Genomic DNA, 19,310 nt, shown 5'->3' on the forward strand with positions numbered 1-19,310 from the left:
AGCCGGCAGTCGCCACGCCGAGTCGGGTTGGCTGCTGGCGAGGGCACACAGGCGACAAGCGCATCGATCCACCGATGAATTGCCAGGCTGCAAGCTGAGTCGGCGAGGCCGAACGGGGAAGTCGCGATAACCTTTTTCAGTGGCGTCGCGCGAGTCGACAAACAATCGCTTTACCGCACAGCCGAGGTGACGTGCATCGCACAGGATGCACCAGTTCGATCCTAGGGTCTGTTCACGATCTTCATGCGCCTGAAGCGGCAACTACAAGGCAGTTCGCCGATCTACTGTGAGCGCACCATGCGCGCGAAAAATCGCAGGCACTGCACCGATGTGCGCTCTCGCCACTTGGCAACCAAAATCGGCGAAGCTGAGCCGAAAGATTATGAACAGGCTCTTGGAAAAGGCCGGGCAGTCGACAGCGCCACGCTGTACCGCTCGACCGAATGTTGGCCTTGAAGGGGCCTTACAATGAGGGCCTCACTGCAGAGTCCCGGCGCCCGCCCTGGCGTATTCCATCTCCTTGACCCGGATGCGGCAATGGCGCATGGCATTGACGATGTGCTTTTCCACCATGCCCTTGGAAATGCCCATGCGCGCGGCGATCTCCGGATGCGCCAGACCATCGATCTTGCGCAACAGAAACGCTTCACGGCAGGGTTCGGAAAGTTCGTTCAACGCCCTGCTAACCAGTGCGGCACGCTGCTGCAAGTACAGCGAGTCATGAGGCGCATGCGCGTCTTCGGCGGGCTGTTCCTCGGCCTGCACATCCTCGATCGAGTGGCTGCGCCGCACCGCCGCACGGCGGTGAGAATCGACAACCAGATTCAGCGCCGTGCGATACAGATAGGCCTGCGGGTATTCGAGGGTATCGTGCCGCGCGCCTTCCAGCACCTTGACGTAGGCGTCATGGGCGATATCGGCCGCCATGTGCCTGTCACGCAATCGAACCGTCAGATAGCGAACCAACTGCAGGTAGTATTTTTCCATGATTTCGCGCCCATGATCAGTACTGCCGATTGCCCACACCGGCACGAGCCTTGAGCCGGCAAGCTGTGCATTCTATACTGACGAAAGGTCAAATCATAATAGTTCTCATCACGAAGCGCAGTCCTGTCGAGGGGCTGGTCCCGCCCTGTAACCGGTAGCCCGATGCCTCTCCCACCCTCTTCCGTCCCTGCGAGCGACCCATTGATCGACGAGGCCGCACATTGGTGCATGCGCATGCATGCCGATGATCGTACGCCACAAGAGTGCGAGGCTTTCGAGCGCTGGCTACATAGCGATCCGCGCCACGCCGAAGAGTACGCTGCGATGCTGGATATCTGGCAGATCAGCGAACACCTGCCCAGGCACCATGCGCGGCCGGCATCGCCCCCTACCCGCCGCATCGCCAGACCGGCGCTGGCCAGCGCCGCAGTACTGTGTCTGGCCGTTTCGAGCTGGTTTGGCTGGCAGCAGGGCTGGGTGCCCAACGATGTGCAACGCTTTCAGGCCGACACTCAGAGCCGCCAGGTAATCCTCGGTGATGGCTCGCAGATCCGCTTGAACCGCGGCACCACGCTATGGTTCGCCAACTTCCGCGACCAGCGCAGCATCACGTTGCGCGAGGGTGAGGCGTTTTTTGATGTGCAGCATGACGCCGATCACCCCTTCGTGGTGCACGCTGGCGCAGGTAGCGTCACCGTGACCGGAACGCGATTCAATGTCTGGAAGTATCTGGATCAGGTGGTGGTCACCCTCAGCGAGGGCTCGGTAAGGGTACAGAGTCCCGCCGACCGCCCTGACCAGACAGCCTATCTGACGCCCGGCTTGCAGGCGCGCTACGACGCCAACGGCGAACTGCCGCAGATCGACGCAGCCAGCAGCTCGGCCCTGGCATGGCTAGATGGCAAGCTGATTCTCGACAATCTGACACTGGCCGAGGCGCTGCCGCAGATCAACCGCTACCTGGACAAACCGGTCTTGCTGGCGGGCCGGGCCGTGGCCGAGATGCGCATCGGCGGCATTTACAATACCAACGACATCGCCGGCCTGGTGCGCATGCTGCCGACGGTCCTGCCCATTACCTTGGCCCGGAATGAAGCCGGCAATACCGTCATCCGGCGCCGCTGAACGATGCCCGCCCTAACGGGCGGTGGCTGCTGCTCTTGTGGATCGACGGCAATAAGGCGGAAGCGGTTATCGTTGTTTTACCTGTGGGAACAGACACCTAGCTCCACCCCCGTGATTTTTCGCGGGCATGGCCCGCGCCTACAAATACTCAACCGATGGCCGCTTGCGCCTCGTTGCAGTCATCGCACAGGACACGGCGCCGGAAGGTTGTGAACAGCTTCTGAGGCCCGTCATCGACCAGACGCCTCTGGCCCCGCCGCCAGGTGGCGGGCGTACCAGGGCCGGCGCGGGATGCGCCCGGCCAGGCGGCGGGCCTCTTCCTCGGCATCATGGATAACGTGCAGCGCCAGTTTCATGGTTTCGATATCCAGTTCACCGCCACCGCCGCCATTGCTGCGCCCCCAGGCGCCACAGCCAGCCTGCGCCGGGCCCAGCCATGGCTGATCGACCTCGACCCAGCGCCCCTTGGCGAACCACGGAACACCATCGACCTCGCGACGCCTGACCTGTCCGGGATGTGCCTGCTCGTGCGCCTGGAACCAGTCCTCCAGGCGGTCGTCGATCCAGCCATGGAAGGCCCAGAACACCGGGTTCACGTGGGAGGAGAAGGCATCGGCCAGATAATCGTTCTGCGGGCGAAACCAGCGCTCGGAGAAGTCGTTCGGCGCTCGATCGTAGATCATCGGGTACTGGCTGTTCGGATCCCGGCCCACGGACGCCCAGCACATGTGCAACCAATCGTGCAGCCCCAGTTCGATGCGACTGCCCAGCTCCCCCAGACACAGGGTGGCCAGGTACTCGGGGTTCTGGTACTGCGCTTCCCAGAGCTGGAAATTGCCGTAAAAGCCCTCGCTGCTCTTAACGTCCCGCAACCACTGGTTGAAGGCGTCGTCGCCCGGCTGTTCCCAGGCCGGCGGCACCGAGTAGCCATCACTGTTCTCCAGGTAATCCACGAACGACTGGATGCCATGGCCGATGAACGGCTTGGGCGGCGGAAAACGTTTCCAGGATTTCAATTCCTGGAAGCTGCGAGCTTCTCTGAGCATGCTGCGGTGCATGTACAGGAAATCTTCGCCCGAGCCGTTCATGTGTCGATGCTTGCCACGGGCATCGCGCTCCTGACCGAGTGGCCCAGGTTGCCAGCCCAACCCGCGCAGAGACTGGCGCCGACTGTCGTCGAGCCCGTGCCAGAGGTCTCGGCTGGCATGCCACAGCTGGTGGAACAGGCGGTGCCAGGGGGCCACCAGCCAGGCGTGTAAAGCCGGCTCATAGGGCAAACGCTCACGCGCCTGGACGAACGGCCGGCGCTTGGCCAGGAACGCGGCCTCGACCACTGACCACCCCGGCTGGCTGCCGCGCCGACGCAGCTTGCCGGTTAGCGTCGCCGGCCCTCCACCGGTACTCCAGACATCCCAGATTTCGTCGAATATCGCCGTGCACTCATAGGCCTGATCGGCGTCGTCGACCAGTTTCCAACGCAGGTTGGCCCCCTTGTCGGGCGACAGGTCGCCGAACAGCTCGAAGCCACCCGAGCCGAAGGGGCGGCGGCCGAGATGCCCGCGTAACGCGCGACCGGACGGCCCCACATCCAGCAGCAGCTCCAGCCCGTCGCCGGTGAAGTCCGCAAACGCCTCATGCCCGTCGAGCAGTTGGAAATCCCAGATACCGACCAGGCGCCCGGCCAGCAGATTCTGTGCGAGGGAGGGCGACTCGAGGGTGGGGTCCTCGGCCAACGCCGCTTCTTCGATGGCGCGATAGTGCCGGTAGCCCACCAGGGGCAACCCCACCCCACCCGCCGTGGCCGCCACCGCAGCCGCCCCCGCCAGCAACCCACGCCGAGAAACCTTCATCTGTACCCATCCGCTCGTCCGCTCCCATGAGCGTATGCCCCAAGAACGAATGCCCGGACGTGGAATTTATCCGCCGCCCTAAAGCCCTGCCCCCGCCATTCGTTCAATCAGCTCAACCCTGGCGGCTGTCGAGCTTTCAGTGCCCCGCGACGCCGTCTCCGGCTCGCGCTGAAACGGTAGAGCCCCTTCCACCCCTGCGGAGAACCCCATGCAACGAGCCCTGCTTCTGACTCTTGGCCTTGCCCTTCCCGGCCTGGCCTGGTCGGCCAGCGATTGCGCGATCGAAATCCATGGCACCGACCAGATGACCTTCGACAAGCGCGAGATCGTCGTGCCCGCCCAGTGCGAGCGCTTCACGGTCACCCTGAAACACCCCGGCACCCTGCCAAAAGAGGTCATGGGGCACAACTGGGTCCTGAGCACGACCGCCGACATGCCGGCGATCATCGCCGATGGCAGCGCCGCCGGCGTCGAACAGGGCTACCTGAAGCCCGAAGACCCTCGCGTCATCGCCCACACCCGCCTGCTCGGCGGCGGCGAAGAAGACAGCGTGACCTTCGATACGAAAGCACTGAAGGCAGACGGCGACTACCAGTTCTTCTGCTCCTTCCCCGCCCATTCGGTGCTGATGAAAGGTCGCCTCAGGCTCGACTCGTGAAGCATCAGGCTGCCAGTGCCGGTGGCGTCACTCCCTTTACGGCTCATGCTGGCGGTCAAGCCGTTCAGGCCAGCTGGCGTACTGACTGCTTCGGTTGGTATGCATTCAATACAGGTTGGGATTGCCGTAGGACGATGGCCATCTGCAAGGCCGCGCATACCAGCTCGGCGGGCATCTTGGACGCCATGGCCCAACCCACTACCTTGCGCGAGTAGAGGCCCAGCACGGCAGCCAGCGGCACTAAGAGCACCGTCGCCGAGCGCTATTCCTACAGGCTCCTGGCAGCGTAAATTTTTCCTCACGCCACTCGTTCTCCCAACGACCGCCGGCATCCCAGCCGGCGCTGAACCGTCCACACGGGAGCCCCATGAGAACGAGCCGCACCACCTGGAAATGGCCACTGCTGATTCTGTCGCTGTTGCTCCTGGCGACAGCCGCACTGCTGATCTGGTGGTTCCTGATCCGCGACACCGCCCTCTACCCAAAGGAGGTCATCGCCCGCGCCAACGCCCTGCAGGAACGCATTCTCTCCTTCGACGCGCATCTGGACATCCCGCCCGACTTCGGCAGCGAGGGCGCGGAGGCGAATCGCGACGGCTCCGGGCAGTTCGACCTGGTCAAGGCCGAGCGCGGGCGCCTGAGCGGCGCCGCGCTGACGGTATTCGCCTGGCCCGAATTCTGGACAGGCGCCAACAGCCCGCACCGTCCCAACGCTGGCTTCGTCGAGGCAGCACGCCACGAGCAGGAAACCCGTTATCGCATCATCACCGGCATCGCCCGCGACTTCCCCGAGCGCGCGGGCATCGCCTACACCCCCGCCGACTTCCGGCGCCTGGCTCATGAAGGCAAGTTCGCCATCGTCATCAGCCTGCTCAACGCCTACCCATTGGGCGACGACATATCCCGACTGGACGACTGGGCCGCCCGGGGCATGCGTATCTTCGGTTTCAGCTACGTCGCCAACAATGCCTGGGCCGACTCGTCGCGGCCCATGCCGTTCTTCGGCGACTCGCCCGACGAACTGGGCGGCCTGTCCGAGTTGGGCCGCCAGGCGGTTGGCCGTCTCAACGAACTCGGCGTAGTCATCGACGTCTCGCAGATGTCCAGCGCCGCGCTGGAGCAGACCGCCCAGCTCACTCGCGCCCCCATCATCGCCTCGCACTCCGGCGTGCGCAGCCTGGTGGACCTGCCGCGCAACCTCACCGACAGGGAAATGCGCCTGATCCGCGATACCGGCGGGGTGGTGCATATCGTCGGCTTTAGCTCCCAGCTCAAGGCCTTTTCCCGCGAAACCCTGGACAAGGTCAATCGTATGCGCGCCGATTTCGACCTGCCCGCGGTACAGAACCTGGCTCAGGCCAGCATGCCCGCCGACCCGGTTTTTTCCATCTGGCCGGAGAAGCGCTTCGGTGAATACGCCAGCCGGCTCTATCCGATTCTTGAAGCCGACTCACGGGCGTCACTGAAAGAGCTTGGCGACAGCATCGACTACGCGGTGAACAAGATCGGCATCGACCATGTGGGCATCAGCTCGGACTTCAACGATGGCGGCGGCATCATCGGCTGGGAGAGCGTCGCCGACACGCGCAACGTCACCGCCGAGCTCATCCAGCGGGGTTACTCGGATGAAGACATCGCCAAACTCTGGGGCGGAAACTTCCTGCGAACTTGGGAGACGGTACAGGCGCGCGCCGCTGGCAACCAACAATAGGAAGCATCGCCCTCTGCACCGCTCCCGTAAAAACTGACTCGAATAGGGATTCAACGAAATGCGTTACTTCTACCCCTTCAGCCAACTTTTACTCTACCTGGCCGCGGCTTCGGCAGCCCAGGCGACGGAGCAGCCTCTCCACCCTGGAAGCATCTTCAAGGATTGCCAGGACTGCCCGGAAATGGTCGTGCTGCCGGCCGGCAGCTTCGTGATGGGCACGCCGGACGACGAGCTAGGGCGCCAGCCCGACGAAGGTCCACAGCATACCGTGACCTTTGCCAAACCCTTCGCCATCAGCCGTTACCAGGTGACCGCCGGCGAACTCGATGCCTACATCAAGCAATCGGGGGTGGTGATCAAGAGTGGCGACGAACGCCCAGGGCGCTGGTGTGACGCGAGCAAGCCCAGCTACGAGCAAGGGCCAAGACAGCCAGCCGTCTGCATCGACTATGACGAGGTACAGGCCTATACCCAATGGCTATCGAAGAAGACCGGCAAGCCCTATCGCATGCTCAGTGAAGCGGAACGCGAGTACGGCGCCCGCGCCGGCTCCACCGGCCCCTTCCCGTTCCCCTTCGACGAGGACGGCGAGTATCAGATCAACAAGCACGCGAACACCTACGGCCCCAGGGATGGCTATTCTTACAGCTCGCCCGTGGGCAGCTATCCGCCGAACGCCTTCGGTGTCTACGACATGCATGGCAACGTCTACGAGTGGGTGGCCGACTGCTGGCACGACCACTACAACGGCGCCCCTGTGAATGGCAGCGCCTGGATCGACGACGACCAATGCAAACTGGTACAGATTCGCGGCAACGACTGGGGTGAACCGCCAATTTTCTCTCGCTCGGGCAATCGCAACAACGCCTACAGAGACACACGCGGCGATTGGCTGGGGTTCAGGGTGGCGCGCGAGCTGTGAGGCCGAAGCGGACGGCGGTCGATATCCACCAGTGGGCCACTGCAACCTCGATGAACCTGACTGTCGCCGGGCAGTCAACTCGCAGAAAGACCACGGCCAGGGTCGGCCTCAGGCACGCTCCAGGCCGGATTAAGCCTTGGTGCGCGCTCGCGAGCTTCAGGCGACAGGTTTGCTGCCGTGGCCGCAAAAAAGGCAGAGGCAGACGACTGACGTTCGCGATTGTGGAGGCGCGCCCGGCACGCGAATCGCGGGTGTGGATTAGGCGTCCTCGCCCGCTCCCACAGGGGGGTCACCGAACTGCCGCCGCCCTGCTACCGCTTATTCGTCTTTTTTCTGAAAGACCCTAACTGAATGCGTAATCCTTGACCGAAGGGTGAGGGTCCCGTCAAACGACCCAGATGGGCTCCGAGAAAGTCATCGCCTCTTTAAATCCAGCCTTCCCATGCTCGTCTGACAGCTAAAGCCCTATCGTGCGGACGTGCAGATGAATGTTCATACCCCCCTTCCGGTCCTCAGCAGCCTTTACCCCGATCGCCAGCTGCGAGCGCACTGCACGGACCAACGCATCGGTGTGTCGCTGAATGACCTGTGTCATCTGGAACTTCTGCTGGAGCCGGCGTCCGAGCGGTCGCTGTCGGGCACCCTCGACCGCCTTTCGGGAAACGAAGTACAACAAACGCACCTGGTCCTGGCTGCCTGCGAGGCGGCATTCGCCCGCTGGCCAAACCTCGATCAGTTGCGCCTGGCGACGGCGTCGTCCCATGTGGCGATCGACAGCCTGGTGGCCGAGGGCCTGTTCCAGCGCGTTGCCACGGACAAGGTCGTCTGCTCAGCCCATGCGCTTTGGCAACAGACCCGCCCCTGGTTACACAAGGGCAACGCCGCGGCCTATCCTCAGCACTTCGTACAAAGCGGTCCGGTCCGCCATCCACTGCGCCCTGCCCCACTGCCAGGCACGCTCTACAGCCGCTTCATCCCCTGGCTGGGGCAGACCCTAACGTTCGAGCAGGTCGACCTGCAGCGCGACCTGCCAGCCTTCAACCGCTGGATGAACACCCCGCGCGTCGCCCGCTTCTGGGAGGAGCAAGGCAGCCTGGAAGCGCACCGCGCCTACTTGCAAAAGCAATTGGACGACACTCATACGCTGCCCTTGGTCGGTCGTTTCGATGGCCAGTCCTTCGGCTACTTCGAGGTCTATTGGGCCAAGGAAGACCGTATCGCGCCGTTCTATCAGGCGCATGACTATGACCGCGGCCTGCATCTGCTGGTGGGCGAGGAAGCCTTTCGTGGCAAGCATTTCTACACCGCCTGGTTCTCCTCGATCTGCCACTACCTGTTTCTCGACGACCCGCGTACCCAGCGCATCGTCTGCGAGCCGCGGCACGACAATTATCGGCAAATCGCCAATTTCGACCGCAGCGGCTTCGCCAAAATCAAGCACTTCGATTTCCCGCATAAACACGCGCTGCTGGTGATGCTGTCCCGCGAGCGCTTCTTTTCCGATCGTTTGTATACGCCCCTGGACGTCGTCCAGCCATTGCATGAAGGAACCATCGCATGAACACCAGCAAGATTCATGACGTCATCGGTGTGGGCTTCGGCCCTTCCAACCTGGCCCTGGCCATCGCCCTCGAGGAAATCGCCCAGCACAGCGGCAAGAGCCTGGACGCGCTGTTCATCGACAAGCAACTGCACTACCGCTGGCATGGCGACACGCTCTCCTCCCAGAGCGAGCTGCAGATCTCCTTTCTCAAGGACCTGGTGTCGCTGCGCAATCCGACCAGTCCCTACAGCTTCGTCAACTACCTGAAGCAACAGGACCGCCTGATCGACTTCATCAACCTCGGCACCTTCTATCCCTGCCGCCTGGAATACAACGACTACCTCGGCTGGGTCGCCGAGCGCTTCGCCGACAAGGCTGCCTACGGCGAAGAAGTGGTTCGCGTGGAACCTGAACTCGACAATGGCATCATTCACCACCTGAAACTCGTTTCCCGCACCGACGGGGGACAAGAACAGGTACGACGGGCTCGCTCGGTGGTGATCAGCACGGGTGGATCCCCGAAAATCCCTCAGCTATTCGCTGCGTTCCGCGATGATCCACGGGTGTTCCACCACTCCCAGTACCTGAGCGCTCTCAAGGAACTGCCCTGCAGCGCCGGGCAACCGATGCGCATCGCCATCGTCGGCTCCGGGCAGAGCGCCGCAGAGGCCTTCATCGACCTCAACGACAGCTTCCCCTCGGTGAAGGTGGACATGATCCTGCGCAGCACCGCACTCAAACCTGCCGACGATACGCCTTTCGTCAATGACATCTTCGCCCCGCAATACACCGACCTGGTATTCCAGCAGGCCGCGCCTGATCGCGAGAAACTGATCAGGGAATACCACAACACCAACTACTCAGTGGTCGACCCGGAGTTGCTCGAACGTATCTACGGTGTGCTCTATCGCCAGAAGGTCGCCCGCCAGTTCCGCCACGCGGTGCTCTGCCGGCAGCAGGTTGAACAGGCGCTGGCCAGCGAGAACGGTATAGAACTGACCCTGCTGGATCTGGCAACCCAGCAACGGCGCACCCATCGCTACGACGCGGTGATCCTCGCGACAGGCTACGAACGCCAGAGCCACCGGCGCCTGCTCGCCCCACTGCAGGTCTATCTGCCGGGCCTTGAGGTCGATCGCAACTACCGTGCCCTGGCCACCGCTCCACTCCAGGCCCCGGTGTTTCTGCAAGGCTTCTGCGAGGCGACCCATGGCCTCAGCGATACCCTGCTGTCGGTACTGCCGATGCGCAGCGAGGAAATCGGCACAGCCCTCTACGAGGCGCTGAATATCCCTACTGCCGCCAAACCATCCAAGGCCAGCGCACTGGCCAGCGCCTGACTGCCCCGAGGAGCGATCATGTCCCAGCCCGAGAAAGGCCCGCTGTACGAATTGTTCATTCTGCTACGACCGTTCAAGTTCATCGTCGCGGGCTCCATCGTACTGGGCATGGTCGGCGGCCTCAGCATTACCCTGCTGCTGGCCACCATCAACAGCGCATTGCATTCCGAGAATGGCCTTGGGCAGGGCCTGGTCTGGGGGTTTGCCGGGCTTTGCCTGCTAGCGCTCTCCTGCTCGATTCTGTCCGACATCGGCACCAACCGGGTCGGCCAGAGCATCATCGCGGCGTTGCGCAAGGAACTAGGCGAGAAGGTGCTGTCCGCGCCAATCGAACAGATCGAGCGCTATCGCAGTCATCGACTCATCCCGGTACTGACCCATGACGTCGACACCATCAGCGATTTCGCTTTCGCCTTTACGCCACTGGCGATCTCACTGACGGTCACCCTGGGCTGCCTCGGCTATCTCGCCGTCCTGTCCTGGCCGATGTTCCTTTTGATGCTGGCAGCAATAGGGATTGGCACGGTGATCCAGTACATCGCACAAGCACGCGGTATACAGGGGTTCCTTCAGGCTCGTGATGCAGAAGACCACTTGCAGAAGCATTACAACGCCATTGCCGAAGGCGCCAAAGAGCTGCGTATCCACCGTCCGCGGCGTAAACGCATGTTCACCCAAGGCATACAGCAGACGGCGGAGCTGATTCGAGACACCCAGATTCGCTCGATCAATACCTTCGTGATCGCCAAGAGCCTCGGCTCGATGCTGTTTTTCGTGGTCATCGGCCTCGCCCTCGCCATGCACGCACTGTGGCCCAACACGAACCCGGCGGTGATGAGCGGCTTCGTGCTGGTATTGCTGTACATGAAAGGCCCTCTCGAGCACCTGGTAGGCACACTGCCGATCATCAGCCGGGCGCAGATCGCTTTCCGCCGCATCGCACAGCTGTCGGAACAGTTCTCCTCGCCGGAACCCCATCTGCTTATCGATGACAAAGGTGCCCCGCCCCCCGCCGTGCATGAATTGTCCCTGCACGACATCAGCTACGCGTTTCCTGCGGTCGGCGATGCACCGCCCTTCCGACTGGGCCCGGTCAACCTGCGGATCAAGCAAGGCGACATCGTGTTCATCGTCGGCGAGAACGGCTGTGGCAAGACGACCCTGATCAAGTTGTTGCTGGGTCTGTACACGCCACAGCAGGGGCAGATCCTACTAAATGGTCAGGTTGTCGATGCTGAAAACCGCGATGACTACCGCCAGTTGTTCACCACCGTATTTGCCGATTACTACCTGTTCGACGAGATAGTCCAAGGCGACACCCATATTCCGGAGGACGCTAACCGCTACCTCAAGCGCCTGGAGATCGCTCACAAAGTGAGTGTGCTGAATGGCGCCTTCACCACCACCGATCTGTCCACTGGGCAGCGCAAGCGACTGGCGCTGATCAACGCCTGGCTGGAAGAGCGCCCGGTGCTGGTGTTCGACGAATGGGCCGCCGACCAAGACCCAGCCTTCCGCCGGATTTTCTATACCGAACTGCTGCCCGATCTGAAGCGGCTGGGCAAGACGATCATCGTGATCAGCCATGATGACCGCTATTTTGATATAGCCGATCAGTTGGTGCGCTTACAAGCCGGTAATCTACTCACAGAATCGCAACCAGCGTAATACTGAAAATTTGCGGCGCTTTTCCGGTTTTCGATGAGTTCAGCGTTTCATCAGGGCAACTATAAATAATTCTCACTCATGAATTGAACGAGTAGAAAACCAATGCCCGCACTTAGCAAACTCAATCCATTTGCCAAAGCCTTGCTGATAAGACGCTCCTTCAGCGCGGCACTTCCGAGCCTCTGTGTCCTATCCTGCGCTTTGCCCGTGATTGGTCATGCTCAAGCCGCAGCCCAGAGCATCAGTATTCCCGCCCAGTCGCTCGGGAGTGCTTTACAGGAGTTCGGCCGCCAAACCAATCATCAGGTACTTTACAACTCTGACCAAGTTGGGGGGCTTCGCAGTACCGCGGTCAGCGGTAATCTTGAGGCAACAGCCGCCATGGCGCAGTTGCTTCAGGGCACAGGCATCACCTATAGCGCTCAGGGTAATACCATTGCGTTGCGCTCGCTCGCCAGTGGCGACGCCAGCCTCGATCTGGCACCGACGACCATTTCCACGACTCAGGAATCGGCGTGGGGCCCGGTGACCGGCATAGTGGCAAAACGCAGCGCAACAGGCTCTAAAACCGACACAGCACTGAGTGAGATTCCGCAAACCATCAATGTCATTACGCAAGACGAAATCAAAATGCGCGGGTCACGTACGGTCACCGAAGCCTTGCGCTACACCGCAGGTATGACCGGCGGTGGCTTTTCCGACCGGGTAAAAATCTTCGACGAACCGATCTCTCGCGGATTCACGCCCACCCCACTGTATCTCGATGGCTTACACCTGCCCTATGGCGGTGGCAGCACCGGCGGTTCGCTGCAGATCGATCCATACAGCCTGGAGCGCATCGAAGTGCTCAAAGGCCCCGCATCCGTACTGTATGGTCAGAACCAGCCAGGTGGCATCGTCAATATGGTTGGCAAGCGTCCGACCGCCACGCCGTTGCACGAGATAATCCTGGGTGGCGGTAGCTATGACCGCAAATACGGCGCCTTCGACCTTGGCGGCCCTATCGACGATCAGGGTGAGTTTCTCTATCGCCTAACAGGCGTGGTTCACGATAGCAACTCACAAATCGATTATGCCGATCAGAAACGCATGATGCTCGCCCCGAGCCTGACCTGGTTACCGAACGATCGTACCAGCATCACCGTCTACGGCCAGTACCAGAAAGACCGTGACACCCCAGAGGCCCAGGGCCTGCCAGCGCAAGGCACTGTCTACCGCACGCCCAGAGGCCGCATCAGTAGAAATCTGTTCATTGGCGAGCCGAGCTTGAACAAGTACGACCGCGAGCAATTCGTCGTCGGCTATGAAATCGCACACGAGCTCAACGACACCTGGACACTCAAGCAGAACGCTCGCTACGCCGACGTCGACGACCTTTATATCGCCCCGCTACATGGCTACTCGTTCGAGCCGAACCCGAACACGGGCGTTGACGACGGTAGCTACCAGACTCGCTTTGGAGTCGATTGGTCGCAGCGCAATAAAGTTTACGGTATCGATAATATCGCCCAAGCCAAATTCAATACTGCTGATGTGGAGCACACCCTTTTACTGGGCGTGGACTACTACCACTTCAATTCCAAGTTCCTCGGTCTCTATGACCGCACCGGCCCAGCCATTGACCTGTACAACCCGGTCTACGGCAGCGAATTCAATTTCCGCCAGCCATACAGGTGGGATAACACCATCAAGCAGACCGGGCTTTACGCTCAGGATCAAATGAGCTGGAACCAGTGGTTCTTGACCCTGGGCGGCCGCTACGACTTTGCCGAAACCGACAATAAACAACCATTGAGCGGTGACCGTAGCAAGCAGAAAGACGAGAAGTTCACCGGTCGCGCCGGCCTTGGATATGCGTTCGATAACGGTATGACGCCATACGTGAGCTACGCTACATCGTTCCTCCCGCAAACAGGCGTCGATGCGTCCAACAGTGCGTTTGACCCGACCACTGGCAAGCAGTACGAAGTCGGCATCAAGTATGAACCCAAGTCTGTCGACGGCTTCATTCAACTATCGATGTATCAGATCGACCAGGAAAAAATGCTGACCACTGACCTCGATAATCCAGGTTTCAGCGTGCAGAGCGGTAGTGTGCGTTCGCGTGGCGTGGATCTCGAAGGCAAGGTCAACGTCACGCACAACCTCGGCGTGCTAGCTTCCGTATCACGGAATCAGAGCAAATGGCATAGATCCAACGATGGCCGCGAAGGCCGCACCGTGGCCGTGGGCACGCCGCTGAGCGCTTCCGCGTGGGTCAACTACGACTTTGACATTTCCACCTCGCTGGCTGGTCTGGGTATGGGTCTGGGCGCACGCTACGTGCGCGGCAGCTATGGCTCAGACTATAAGGAAGACTCCTTCCAAATCCCGTCCTACACCGTTTATGACGCCATGGTTTCCTACGATCTGGAGAAGTCGCCGCTGCACGTCAAAGGCGTAAAAGTCCAAATGAACCTGGAAAACCTAGCCGACAAAAAATATGTTGCTTCCTGCGGCAGCGACTTGGACTGCTACTACGGCGAAAGCCGAGCCGTAACCGTGGACGTGACCTACAACTGGTGACACGCTCAACATGAAAAACGCAAGCCTTGAAGACCGTATGAAAACGTTCTGAGTTAAAGCCAGATCAACACAAGCGCCTGATGTATCCGTGGCGTTTGTGTTGATTCAATGCGACCGTTCAAGTCGCTGCTGCAAGTCATCAGCCTGATCGGGCAACTGGAGCCGAGTACTGAAATGGTGGGTTGGCGGCGTCCTGATCAGATCCGCCGGAGCATAGTTAGGACGACCGGTCTTGAGTGGCTCACTTTACTGAACGTCAGGGTTAGCAAATGCAGGCGAGCAACATGGGCCCCGATCACACGCACCAGATAATATCTGCCACCAACCTATCCAGGCTGAAATAGCTGCTATGTTGGCAACCTTCGTTCAAGATATAGTCAACAAACGACAATGCCCTCATCACCTGAAGGAAGCGTTTTCTTCGGGCTTACACGCAACCTGCCAGGTTTCACACACCCCATTTCGTTGGCGCTTCACCACTGTTGCAATGGATGCCGCATGTGATCCGCCTTCAATAAAAATACTACCATCGGCAGTCATCGGCGCTGCACCGAGAGTCTCGTCACGCCATGGTAAAACACCGCCAACAAGCGCTCGCCATATGCTGCCGCAACTCTTCGATAATCGCACCTGGCGCTGACCGCTTAGACGACGGGCCAACGGCTCGTGGTCGGACATCGTGCCGAAGCCGGCGTGGATGCAGAACAGCGGCGCCACGCTCGGGACATCGGCGTTCATCGCAAGCCAAGCGGTGAATGAGTTCGCCCGCGCATGACCTCGGGTGATACCGCCTCAGACAAGGGCGGTGGCATGCCCGGGTTCAGTCGCCGGCGCTTGCGTTGCGCCCCTTCAACCCAGGGCGAACTCGACGCCGCGTACATATAAAAAAGCTGACCGATACATTCCGGCTTTTTCAAGTAGTGCGCTTATTAATAATAACGATACGACACACCACTTGGGAGTTACTACCGGCATGGAAAACGTGGCACTACGACAACGCCTGAGGCCTCGTGCCGTTGCTGAACCGGCGCCCTGTCGTATCAGCGAGTTTATTACTTCAACGCTCCTGCACCCCGTTGGTTTGCTCGAAGCTCATACAACCTCGACCAGGCATGACCACGCCGTTAACCGTGGTCGTGCGCACGTCACCAACTGGCCAAGCGAACCAATCTGCAGATTCTACTCACCCAATCAAGGGTTAATTCGTCACCGGTTCGGGCACCTTGTCCGGTCAACGGGTTACTGGATCGAGCCTCAGGCAACGGGGTGCCGAGACGTAGCACGAGCGATCAGCTAAAGACCACTGCACGTTTGTCGAGCTCAGGCAGTTTCAATCGGTCACTTACCGAAATAAAAATATACCATTGGCAAGAGCGAACGCAGCCTCAAAGAGATTCCACAAACCGTCACGGTATTGACGGCAAGGCGTATAAAGGACCAAAACATAACCACCCTGGACGACGTCTACCATACAACGCCCGGGTTGATCACCTACGGAGCGCTGAGCGGGGACAATCAACCCTTCGCTCGCGGTTTCGAGATCGATAACTTTCAGATCAACAGCATTCCGATTCCCCATGGTTCCAGCACCGGCATCACCTCACTGAACTGGTCAGACCTTATTGCCTACGAACGCGTAGAAGTACTCAAAGATTCCGCGGGCCTGTTCCAAGGTGCGGGCTCACCCGGTGGTGCAATCAATCTGGTCCGCAAACGCGCAGGATCAGACGTCAAGTTCGGTACCACCACCCAGGCTGGTAGCTGGGACAACTACCGGCAAGAAATCGATGCGCAGGGCGCACTGAACGATGACAAGACCGTCCGTGCTCGCCTCGCCACTGCCTACGGTACACGTCGTTACTTTTACGATGAAGGCAAGAGCAAGCGAGCCTCGACTTTCGGTGTACTCGAATTCGATATAACCCCGGACACCTTGCTCAGCACCGGCTTCACGTACCAGAAGGCTGATAACCGCTCGACCCTGGATTGGGGCCTGCCCGGCTACGCGAATGGCTCGAAGATCGATTTCAAACGCTCGACCAACGTGAACTCGCCGTCGGACTTCAACGATACCGAGTCGACTCAATACTTCGTCGAAGCCAAGCATCGCCTCAATGAAGATTGGCAAGTCACCCTGGCCAGCAACTACACACGCTTCAACCTAGGCTCCCTCTATAGCAACACGCCCGGTCCGTTCGACCCCCTCGACAATTCAGGAGGCGAGAACTGGGCGGAATCGCGTGGCGAGAAGAACGACCAGTACAACACCGATCTTTTCATCAACGGCAACTTCAACTGGTTCGGCCGGCGAAGCGAAGCCACTCTGGGTGGCAACATCTCCCATACCAAACGCACCGCCAAGCGTTACAACGTCACCGATCATGAGGGCGCGTACGACTTCATTCCTGACATCCTGAACTTCAATGCACCGAAGTATCGCCGCACCGATAAATACCGAACCACCACGTCGACACTTGAACAACAGGGCCTGTATGGCTCGCTACGGGTCAACGTACTCGACCCACTGGACGTGATCGTCGGCGCTCGCGCCAGTTGGTGGGACTACGAGCAAAGCCAACGTGACGAACCGGACCGCGAGCGCATCAAGAGCGGGCAGAAAACCAACGCCAAGGTGCTACCCTTCTATGCTCTGGTCAATGAACTGAATCCCAACTGGTCGGCTTATGCCAGCTATGGCGAAATCTTCAACCCACAAGTCAATTACGAAACCGCCTCCGGTGGCCCGCTAGGCCCACGCACAGGCGAAACCTACGAACTGGGCCTCAAAGGCGAGCTTTACGACGGCCTGTTGAACACCAACTTCGCAATCTATCGCACCAACTACTCGGGAATCGCCCAACAAGACCCGTCACAGCCCCTGTCATGCTTTTGCTATGTAGCAGCCGGTAAAGTGCGTGCCGAGGGCTTCGAAGCAGAGGTCAGCGGCAAGGTATTGCCTGCGCTGGAGCTGACAGCGGGATACACCTATAACCGCAGTGAGTACCTCAGCCACACGGACAACCCGGCTCTGGTAGGCACCCGTTATCTGCCCTCGATGCCCAAGCACATGTTACGAGCCTGGGCCAACTACCAGCTACCGGCTGACTATTCGAAATGGCAAATCGGCGCTGGTGCCAATCTCCAGAGCGGTGTTTACGGCCGTTACACGAGGGATCTTCCTGGTGCGGGAATCAAGAGCGAAACAGGTGGATATGCGATTTACAGTGCACGCGTGGGCTACGACCTGAGCGAAAACATCAACCTGTCGGTCAATATCGAGAATCTCTTTGACCGCAAGTACTACGCGCAGACCGGTAATATTGAAAACGGCACGTACTACGGGACGCCTCGAAACATGATGTTCACCATGCGCACCAATTTCTAGCCCCATGCGCTCCGGACAGGCCATTGTCTGTCCGGAGCGTTCTCGTCGTCTGCCCAGCCCCCTCATTTTCATCAAGCCCTGGAAAACGGGTTCAAGCACCACTGTTGGTCATCGAATGCTGGGCGCAAGACCTGGCCTGATGTTCACCAATGAAACCTGCTCCGGATCAGCAGGATCGCTCGAATACGCGGGTGTGAATCGGGAGATCGGGTACTCGGCGAACATGCCAGCGCGATTCTGGGAAGCCCCCTGGTTTGCCACGACCGGTAGCGATCAGCGCTGCCGATCAAAGACGTAAAGGTGCAGGCTGATCGCTCCCGCCCACAAGCGACACCTTGTGGTTGCGTCAGCAACGACTGCGGCGACCGCGCAAGCCCAGTCATAGGCGCTGATGCGCCATGCCAACAGCTGACAGGTCAAGCCTTAAACAATGCCGGCTTTCGATGACATAGTGCTTTGCCGCAGTGCATGCTGCGTAGATAGGACTCCAGTAAAATACCGCCCTGTCTCGCTGCCTCATGCTGCCCTGATTATCCCAGCGCAAAAACCGCCATCAATCGCTCGGCGATATGCCGCTGCGCGTGTTCAGCCTCGTCAATAATCGAGCCCATGCGCATGAAGTCATGGGTCACGCCTTCGTACACCTTCAACTCGACCTCCACGCCCGCCGCCTGCAAATGCCGCGCATACGCCACGCCTTCGTCGTGTAGCGGATCGCACTCGGCCAACACCAGCAGCACTGGCGCCACAACGGTTGAGACTTCACCCAACAAGGGCGAGAAACGGGGATCGAGACGGTCCGTAACGTCGCGCTGATAGTGGTTATAGAACCAGTCCAGCGATGCCTTCTCCAGCAAATACCCCTCAGCGTAACGCTCGATGGTGGGCGTGCTGCGGCTGGCATCGGTGACCGGGTAGATCAGCACCTGCAAACGCGGCTGCACCGGGGCACCCGTCAATTGTGCGGCCAGCACCGTAGCCAGGCTGCCGCCGACGCTGTCGCCGGCAATCGCCAGACGCGAGCGGTCCAGACCCAGGTCCTGAGCGCTGGCCACCAGCCAGTTCCAGGCGTCCTGTGCATCGTTCGCGGCGGTCGGAAAACGGAATTCTGGCGCCAGTCGATAGGCCACCGACAGCACCACGCAATCAACCATCGACGCCAGCGCCCGACACAGCGAGTCATGGGAATCGAGGCTGCCGACCACGTAACCGCCACCATGGAAGTACAACAGTGCCGGACGCCCGGCCCCGGCTTTCAAGGCCTGGCTGCTGTAGACCCGCGCCCCCAGCAGCGAGCCGTCACGCACCGGCAGTTGCAACTCATCGACCACCGCTAGATCTTCGCCGCCGGCGTCCATCAGCAACGACGACTGATCGAACTGCTCACGGGCCTGTTCCGGGGTCAGCTCATGCATGCCCACACGTTTGCCACTGGCCCGGCCGTTGCCGACCAATTGCAGAAATGCGGCGATATCAGGATTCAACGACATTCAATTTCTCCAGACCACTCGGGCGCCTTAGGCGCCCGAGTGGTGTTTGCAGTTACAAAGCGAGCT

At 60.2% G+C, this 19,310-nt stretch carries 13 protein-coding genes and 1 pseudogene; 10 read left to right on the plus strand and 4 right to left on the minus strand.

Translation table 11 applies throughout. From position 1 onward, the window contains the following. Nucleotides 1-243: 243 nt before the first annotated feature. On the plus strand, nucleotides 244-456 hold the full coding sequence (locus tag BVH03_RS25990) for a hypothetical protein (protein ID WP_143485983.1): 213 nt from the start codon (nucleotides 244-246) through the stop codon (nucleotides 454-456). Between the two features lie 21 nt (nucleotides 457-477). Here the strand turns inward: BVH03_RS25990 and BVH03_RS16510 are convergent, their stop codons facing one another. After that, a complete protein-coding gene (locus BVH03_RS16510) occupies nucleotides 478-987 on the minus strand; it encodes a sigma-70 family RNA polymerase sigma factor (RefSeq protein WP_256574724.1) in 510 nt (169 codons plus the stop codon). 162 nt (nucleotides 988-1,149) lie between these two features. Here BVH03_RS16510 and BVH03_RS16515 point away from each other — a divergent pair, with 162 nt between their 5' ends. Continuing rightward, a complete protein-coding gene (locus BVH03_RS16515) occupies nucleotides 1,150-2,112 on the plus strand; it encodes a FecR family protein (RefSeq protein ID WP_075962179.1) in 963 nt (320 codons plus the stop codon). A gap of 230 nt (nucleotides 2,113-2,342) precedes the next feature. Here the strand turns inward: BVH03_RS16515 and BVH03_RS16520 are convergent, their stop codons facing one another. Further along, entirely contained in the window at nucleotides 2,343-3,962 is a 1,620-nt protein-coding gene (locus BVH03_RS16520) for a PvdJ/PvdD/PvdP-like protein (protein WP_168175633.1), read from the minus strand. Nucleotides 3,963-4,170: 208 nt separating this feature from the next. On the opposite strand from BVH03_RS16520, the gene azu reads away from it, so the two are divergent. Further along, nucleotides 4,171-4,620: an azurin gene (gene azu / locus BVH03_RS16525; RefSeq protein WP_075962180.1), complete on the plus strand. Its 450-nt coding sequence runs from the start codon at nucleotides 4,171-4,173 to the stop codon at nucleotides 4,618-4,620. A 72-nt stretch (nucleotides 4,621-4,692) separates the two neighbouring features. Here azu and BVH03_RS26910 read toward each other — a convergent pair. Next, nucleotides 4,693-4,855: pseudogene (locus tag BVH03_RS26910) on the minus strand (DDE-type integrase/transposase/recombinase); the annotation flags it as partial. 132 nt (nucleotides 4,856-4,987) lie between these two features. Here BVH03_RS26910 and BVH03_RS16535 point away from each other — a divergent pair. The 7 genes from BVH03_RS16535 to BVH03_RS16565 all read left to right on the plus strand — a co-directional run bounded on the left by BVH03_RS16535 (nucleotide 4,988) and on the right by BVH03_RS16565 (nucleotide 17,754). Further along, nucleotides 4,988-6,331, plus strand: a complete 1,344-nt coding sequence (locus tag BVH03_RS16535) for a dipeptidase (protein WP_177344917.1) — start codon at nucleotides 4,988-4,990, stop codon at nucleotides 6,329-6,331. 58 nt (nucleotides 6,332-6,389) lie between these two features. After that, nucleotides 6,390-7,253 (plus strand): formylglycine-generating enzyme family protein, encoded by an 864-nt coding sequence (locus BVH03_RS16540; protein WP_075962181.1) that lies wholly within the window; start codon nucleotides 6,390-6,392, stop codon nucleotides 7,251-7,253. 484 nt (nucleotides 7,254-7,737) lie between these two features. Continuing rightward, complete coding sequence (locus tag BVH03_RS16545; protein ID WP_075962182.1) at nucleotides 7,738-8,814, plus strand: GNAT family N-acetyltransferase; 1,077 nt, start codon at nucleotides 7,738-7,740, stop codon at nucleotides 8,812-8,814. Beyond that, on the plus strand, nucleotides 8,811-10,136 hold the full coding sequence (locus tag BVH03_RS16550) for a lysine N(6)-hydroxylase/L-ornithine N(5)-oxygenase family protein (RefSeq protein ID WP_075962183.1): 1,326 nt from the start codon (nucleotides 8,811-8,813) through the stop codon (nucleotides 10,134-10,136). Before BVH03_RS16545 ends, BVH03_RS16550 begins: the two co-directional genes overlap by 4 nt. 18 nt (nucleotides 10,137-10,154) lie before the next feature. Beyond that, complete coding sequence (locus BVH03_RS16555) at nucleotides 10,155-11,804, plus strand: cyclic peptide export ABC transporter (RefSeq protein WP_075962184.1); 1,650 nt, start codon at nucleotides 10,155-10,157, stop codon at nucleotides 11,802-11,804. A gap of 102 nt (nucleotides 11,805-11,906) precedes the next feature. Then, entirely contained in the window at nucleotides 11,907-14,369 is a 2,463-nt protein-coding gene (locus BVH03_RS16560) for a TonB-dependent siderophore receptor (protein ID WP_075962185.1), read from the plus strand. Nucleotides 14,370-15,762: 1,393 nt separating this feature from the next. Then, nucleotides 15,763-17,754: a TonB-dependent siderophore receptor gene (locus BVH03_RS16565; protein WP_256574729.1), complete on the plus strand. Its 1,992-nt coding sequence runs from the start codon at nucleotides 15,763-15,765 to the stop codon at nucleotides 17,752-17,754. Between the two features lie 530 nt (nucleotides 17,755-18,284). On the opposite strand, the gene BVH03_RS16570 is transcribed toward BVH03_RS16565, so the two are convergent. Then, nucleotides 18,285-19,244 carry an alpha/beta hydrolase gene (locus BVH03_RS16570; protein WP_075962187.1) on the minus strand — a complete coding sequence of 320 codons (960 nt, stop codon included), beginning with the start codon at nucleotides 19,242-19,244 and terminating at the stop codon, nucleotides 18,285-18,287. Nucleotides 19,245-19,310 lie beyond the last annotated feature (66 nt).

Source organism: Pseudomonas sp. PA15(2017) (genome assembly GCF_001945395.1).
Classification (GTDB): domain Bacteria; phylum Pseudomonadota; class Gammaproteobacteria; order Pseudomonadales; family Pseudomonadaceae; genus Aquipseudomonas.

Excerpts from the sequence above, each read along its gene's own strand:
- BVH03_RS25990 (WP_143485983.1), top strand. The coding sequence starts at position 244 with ATGCGCCTGAAGCGGCAACTACAAGGCAGTTCGCCGATCTACTGTGAG.
- BVH03_RS16510 (WP_256574724.1), bottom strand. The coding sequence starts at position 987 with ATGGAAAAATACTACCTGCAGTTGGTTCGCTATCTGACGGTTCGATTG.
- BVH03_RS16515 (WP_075962179.1), top strand. The coding sequence starts at position 1,150 with ATGCCTCTCCCACCCTCTTCCGTCCCTGCGAGCGACCCATTGATCGAC.
- BVH03_RS16520 (WP_168175633.1), bottom strand. The coding sequence starts at position 3,962 with ATGAAGGTTTCTCGGCGTGGGTTGCTGGCGGGGGCGGCTGCGGTGGCG.
- azu (WP_075962180.1), top strand. The coding sequence starts at position 4,171 with ATGCAACGAGCCCTGCTTCTGACTCTTGGCCTTGCCCTTCCCGGCCTG.
- BVH03_RS16535 (WP_177344917.1), top strand. The coding sequence starts at position 4,988 with ATGAGAACGAGCCGCACCACCTGGAAATGGCCACTGCTGATTCTGTCG.
- BVH03_RS16540 (WP_075962181.1), top strand. The coding sequence starts at position 6,390 with ATGCGTTACTTCTACCCCTTCAGCCAACTTTTACTCTACCTGGCCGCG.
- BVH03_RS16545 (WP_075962182.1), top strand. The coding sequence starts at position 7,738 with ATGAATGTTCATACCCCCCTTCCGGTCCTCAGCAGCCTTTACCCCGAT.
- BVH03_RS16550 (WP_075962183.1), top strand. The coding sequence starts at position 8,811 with ATGAACACCAGCAAGATTCATGACGTCATCGGTGTGGGCTTCGGCCCT.
- BVH03_RS16555 (WP_075962184.1), top strand. The coding sequence starts at position 10,155 with ATGTCCCAGCCCGAGAAAGGCCCGCTGTACGAATTGTTCATTCTGCTA.
- BVH03_RS16560 (WP_075962185.1), top strand. The coding sequence starts at position 11,907 with ATGCCCGCACTTAGCAAACTCAATCCATTTGCCAAAGCCTTGCTGATA.
- BVH03_RS16570 (WP_075962187.1), bottom strand. The coding sequence starts at position 19,244 with ATGTCGTTGAATCCTGATATCGCCGCATTTCTGCAATTGGTCGGCAAC.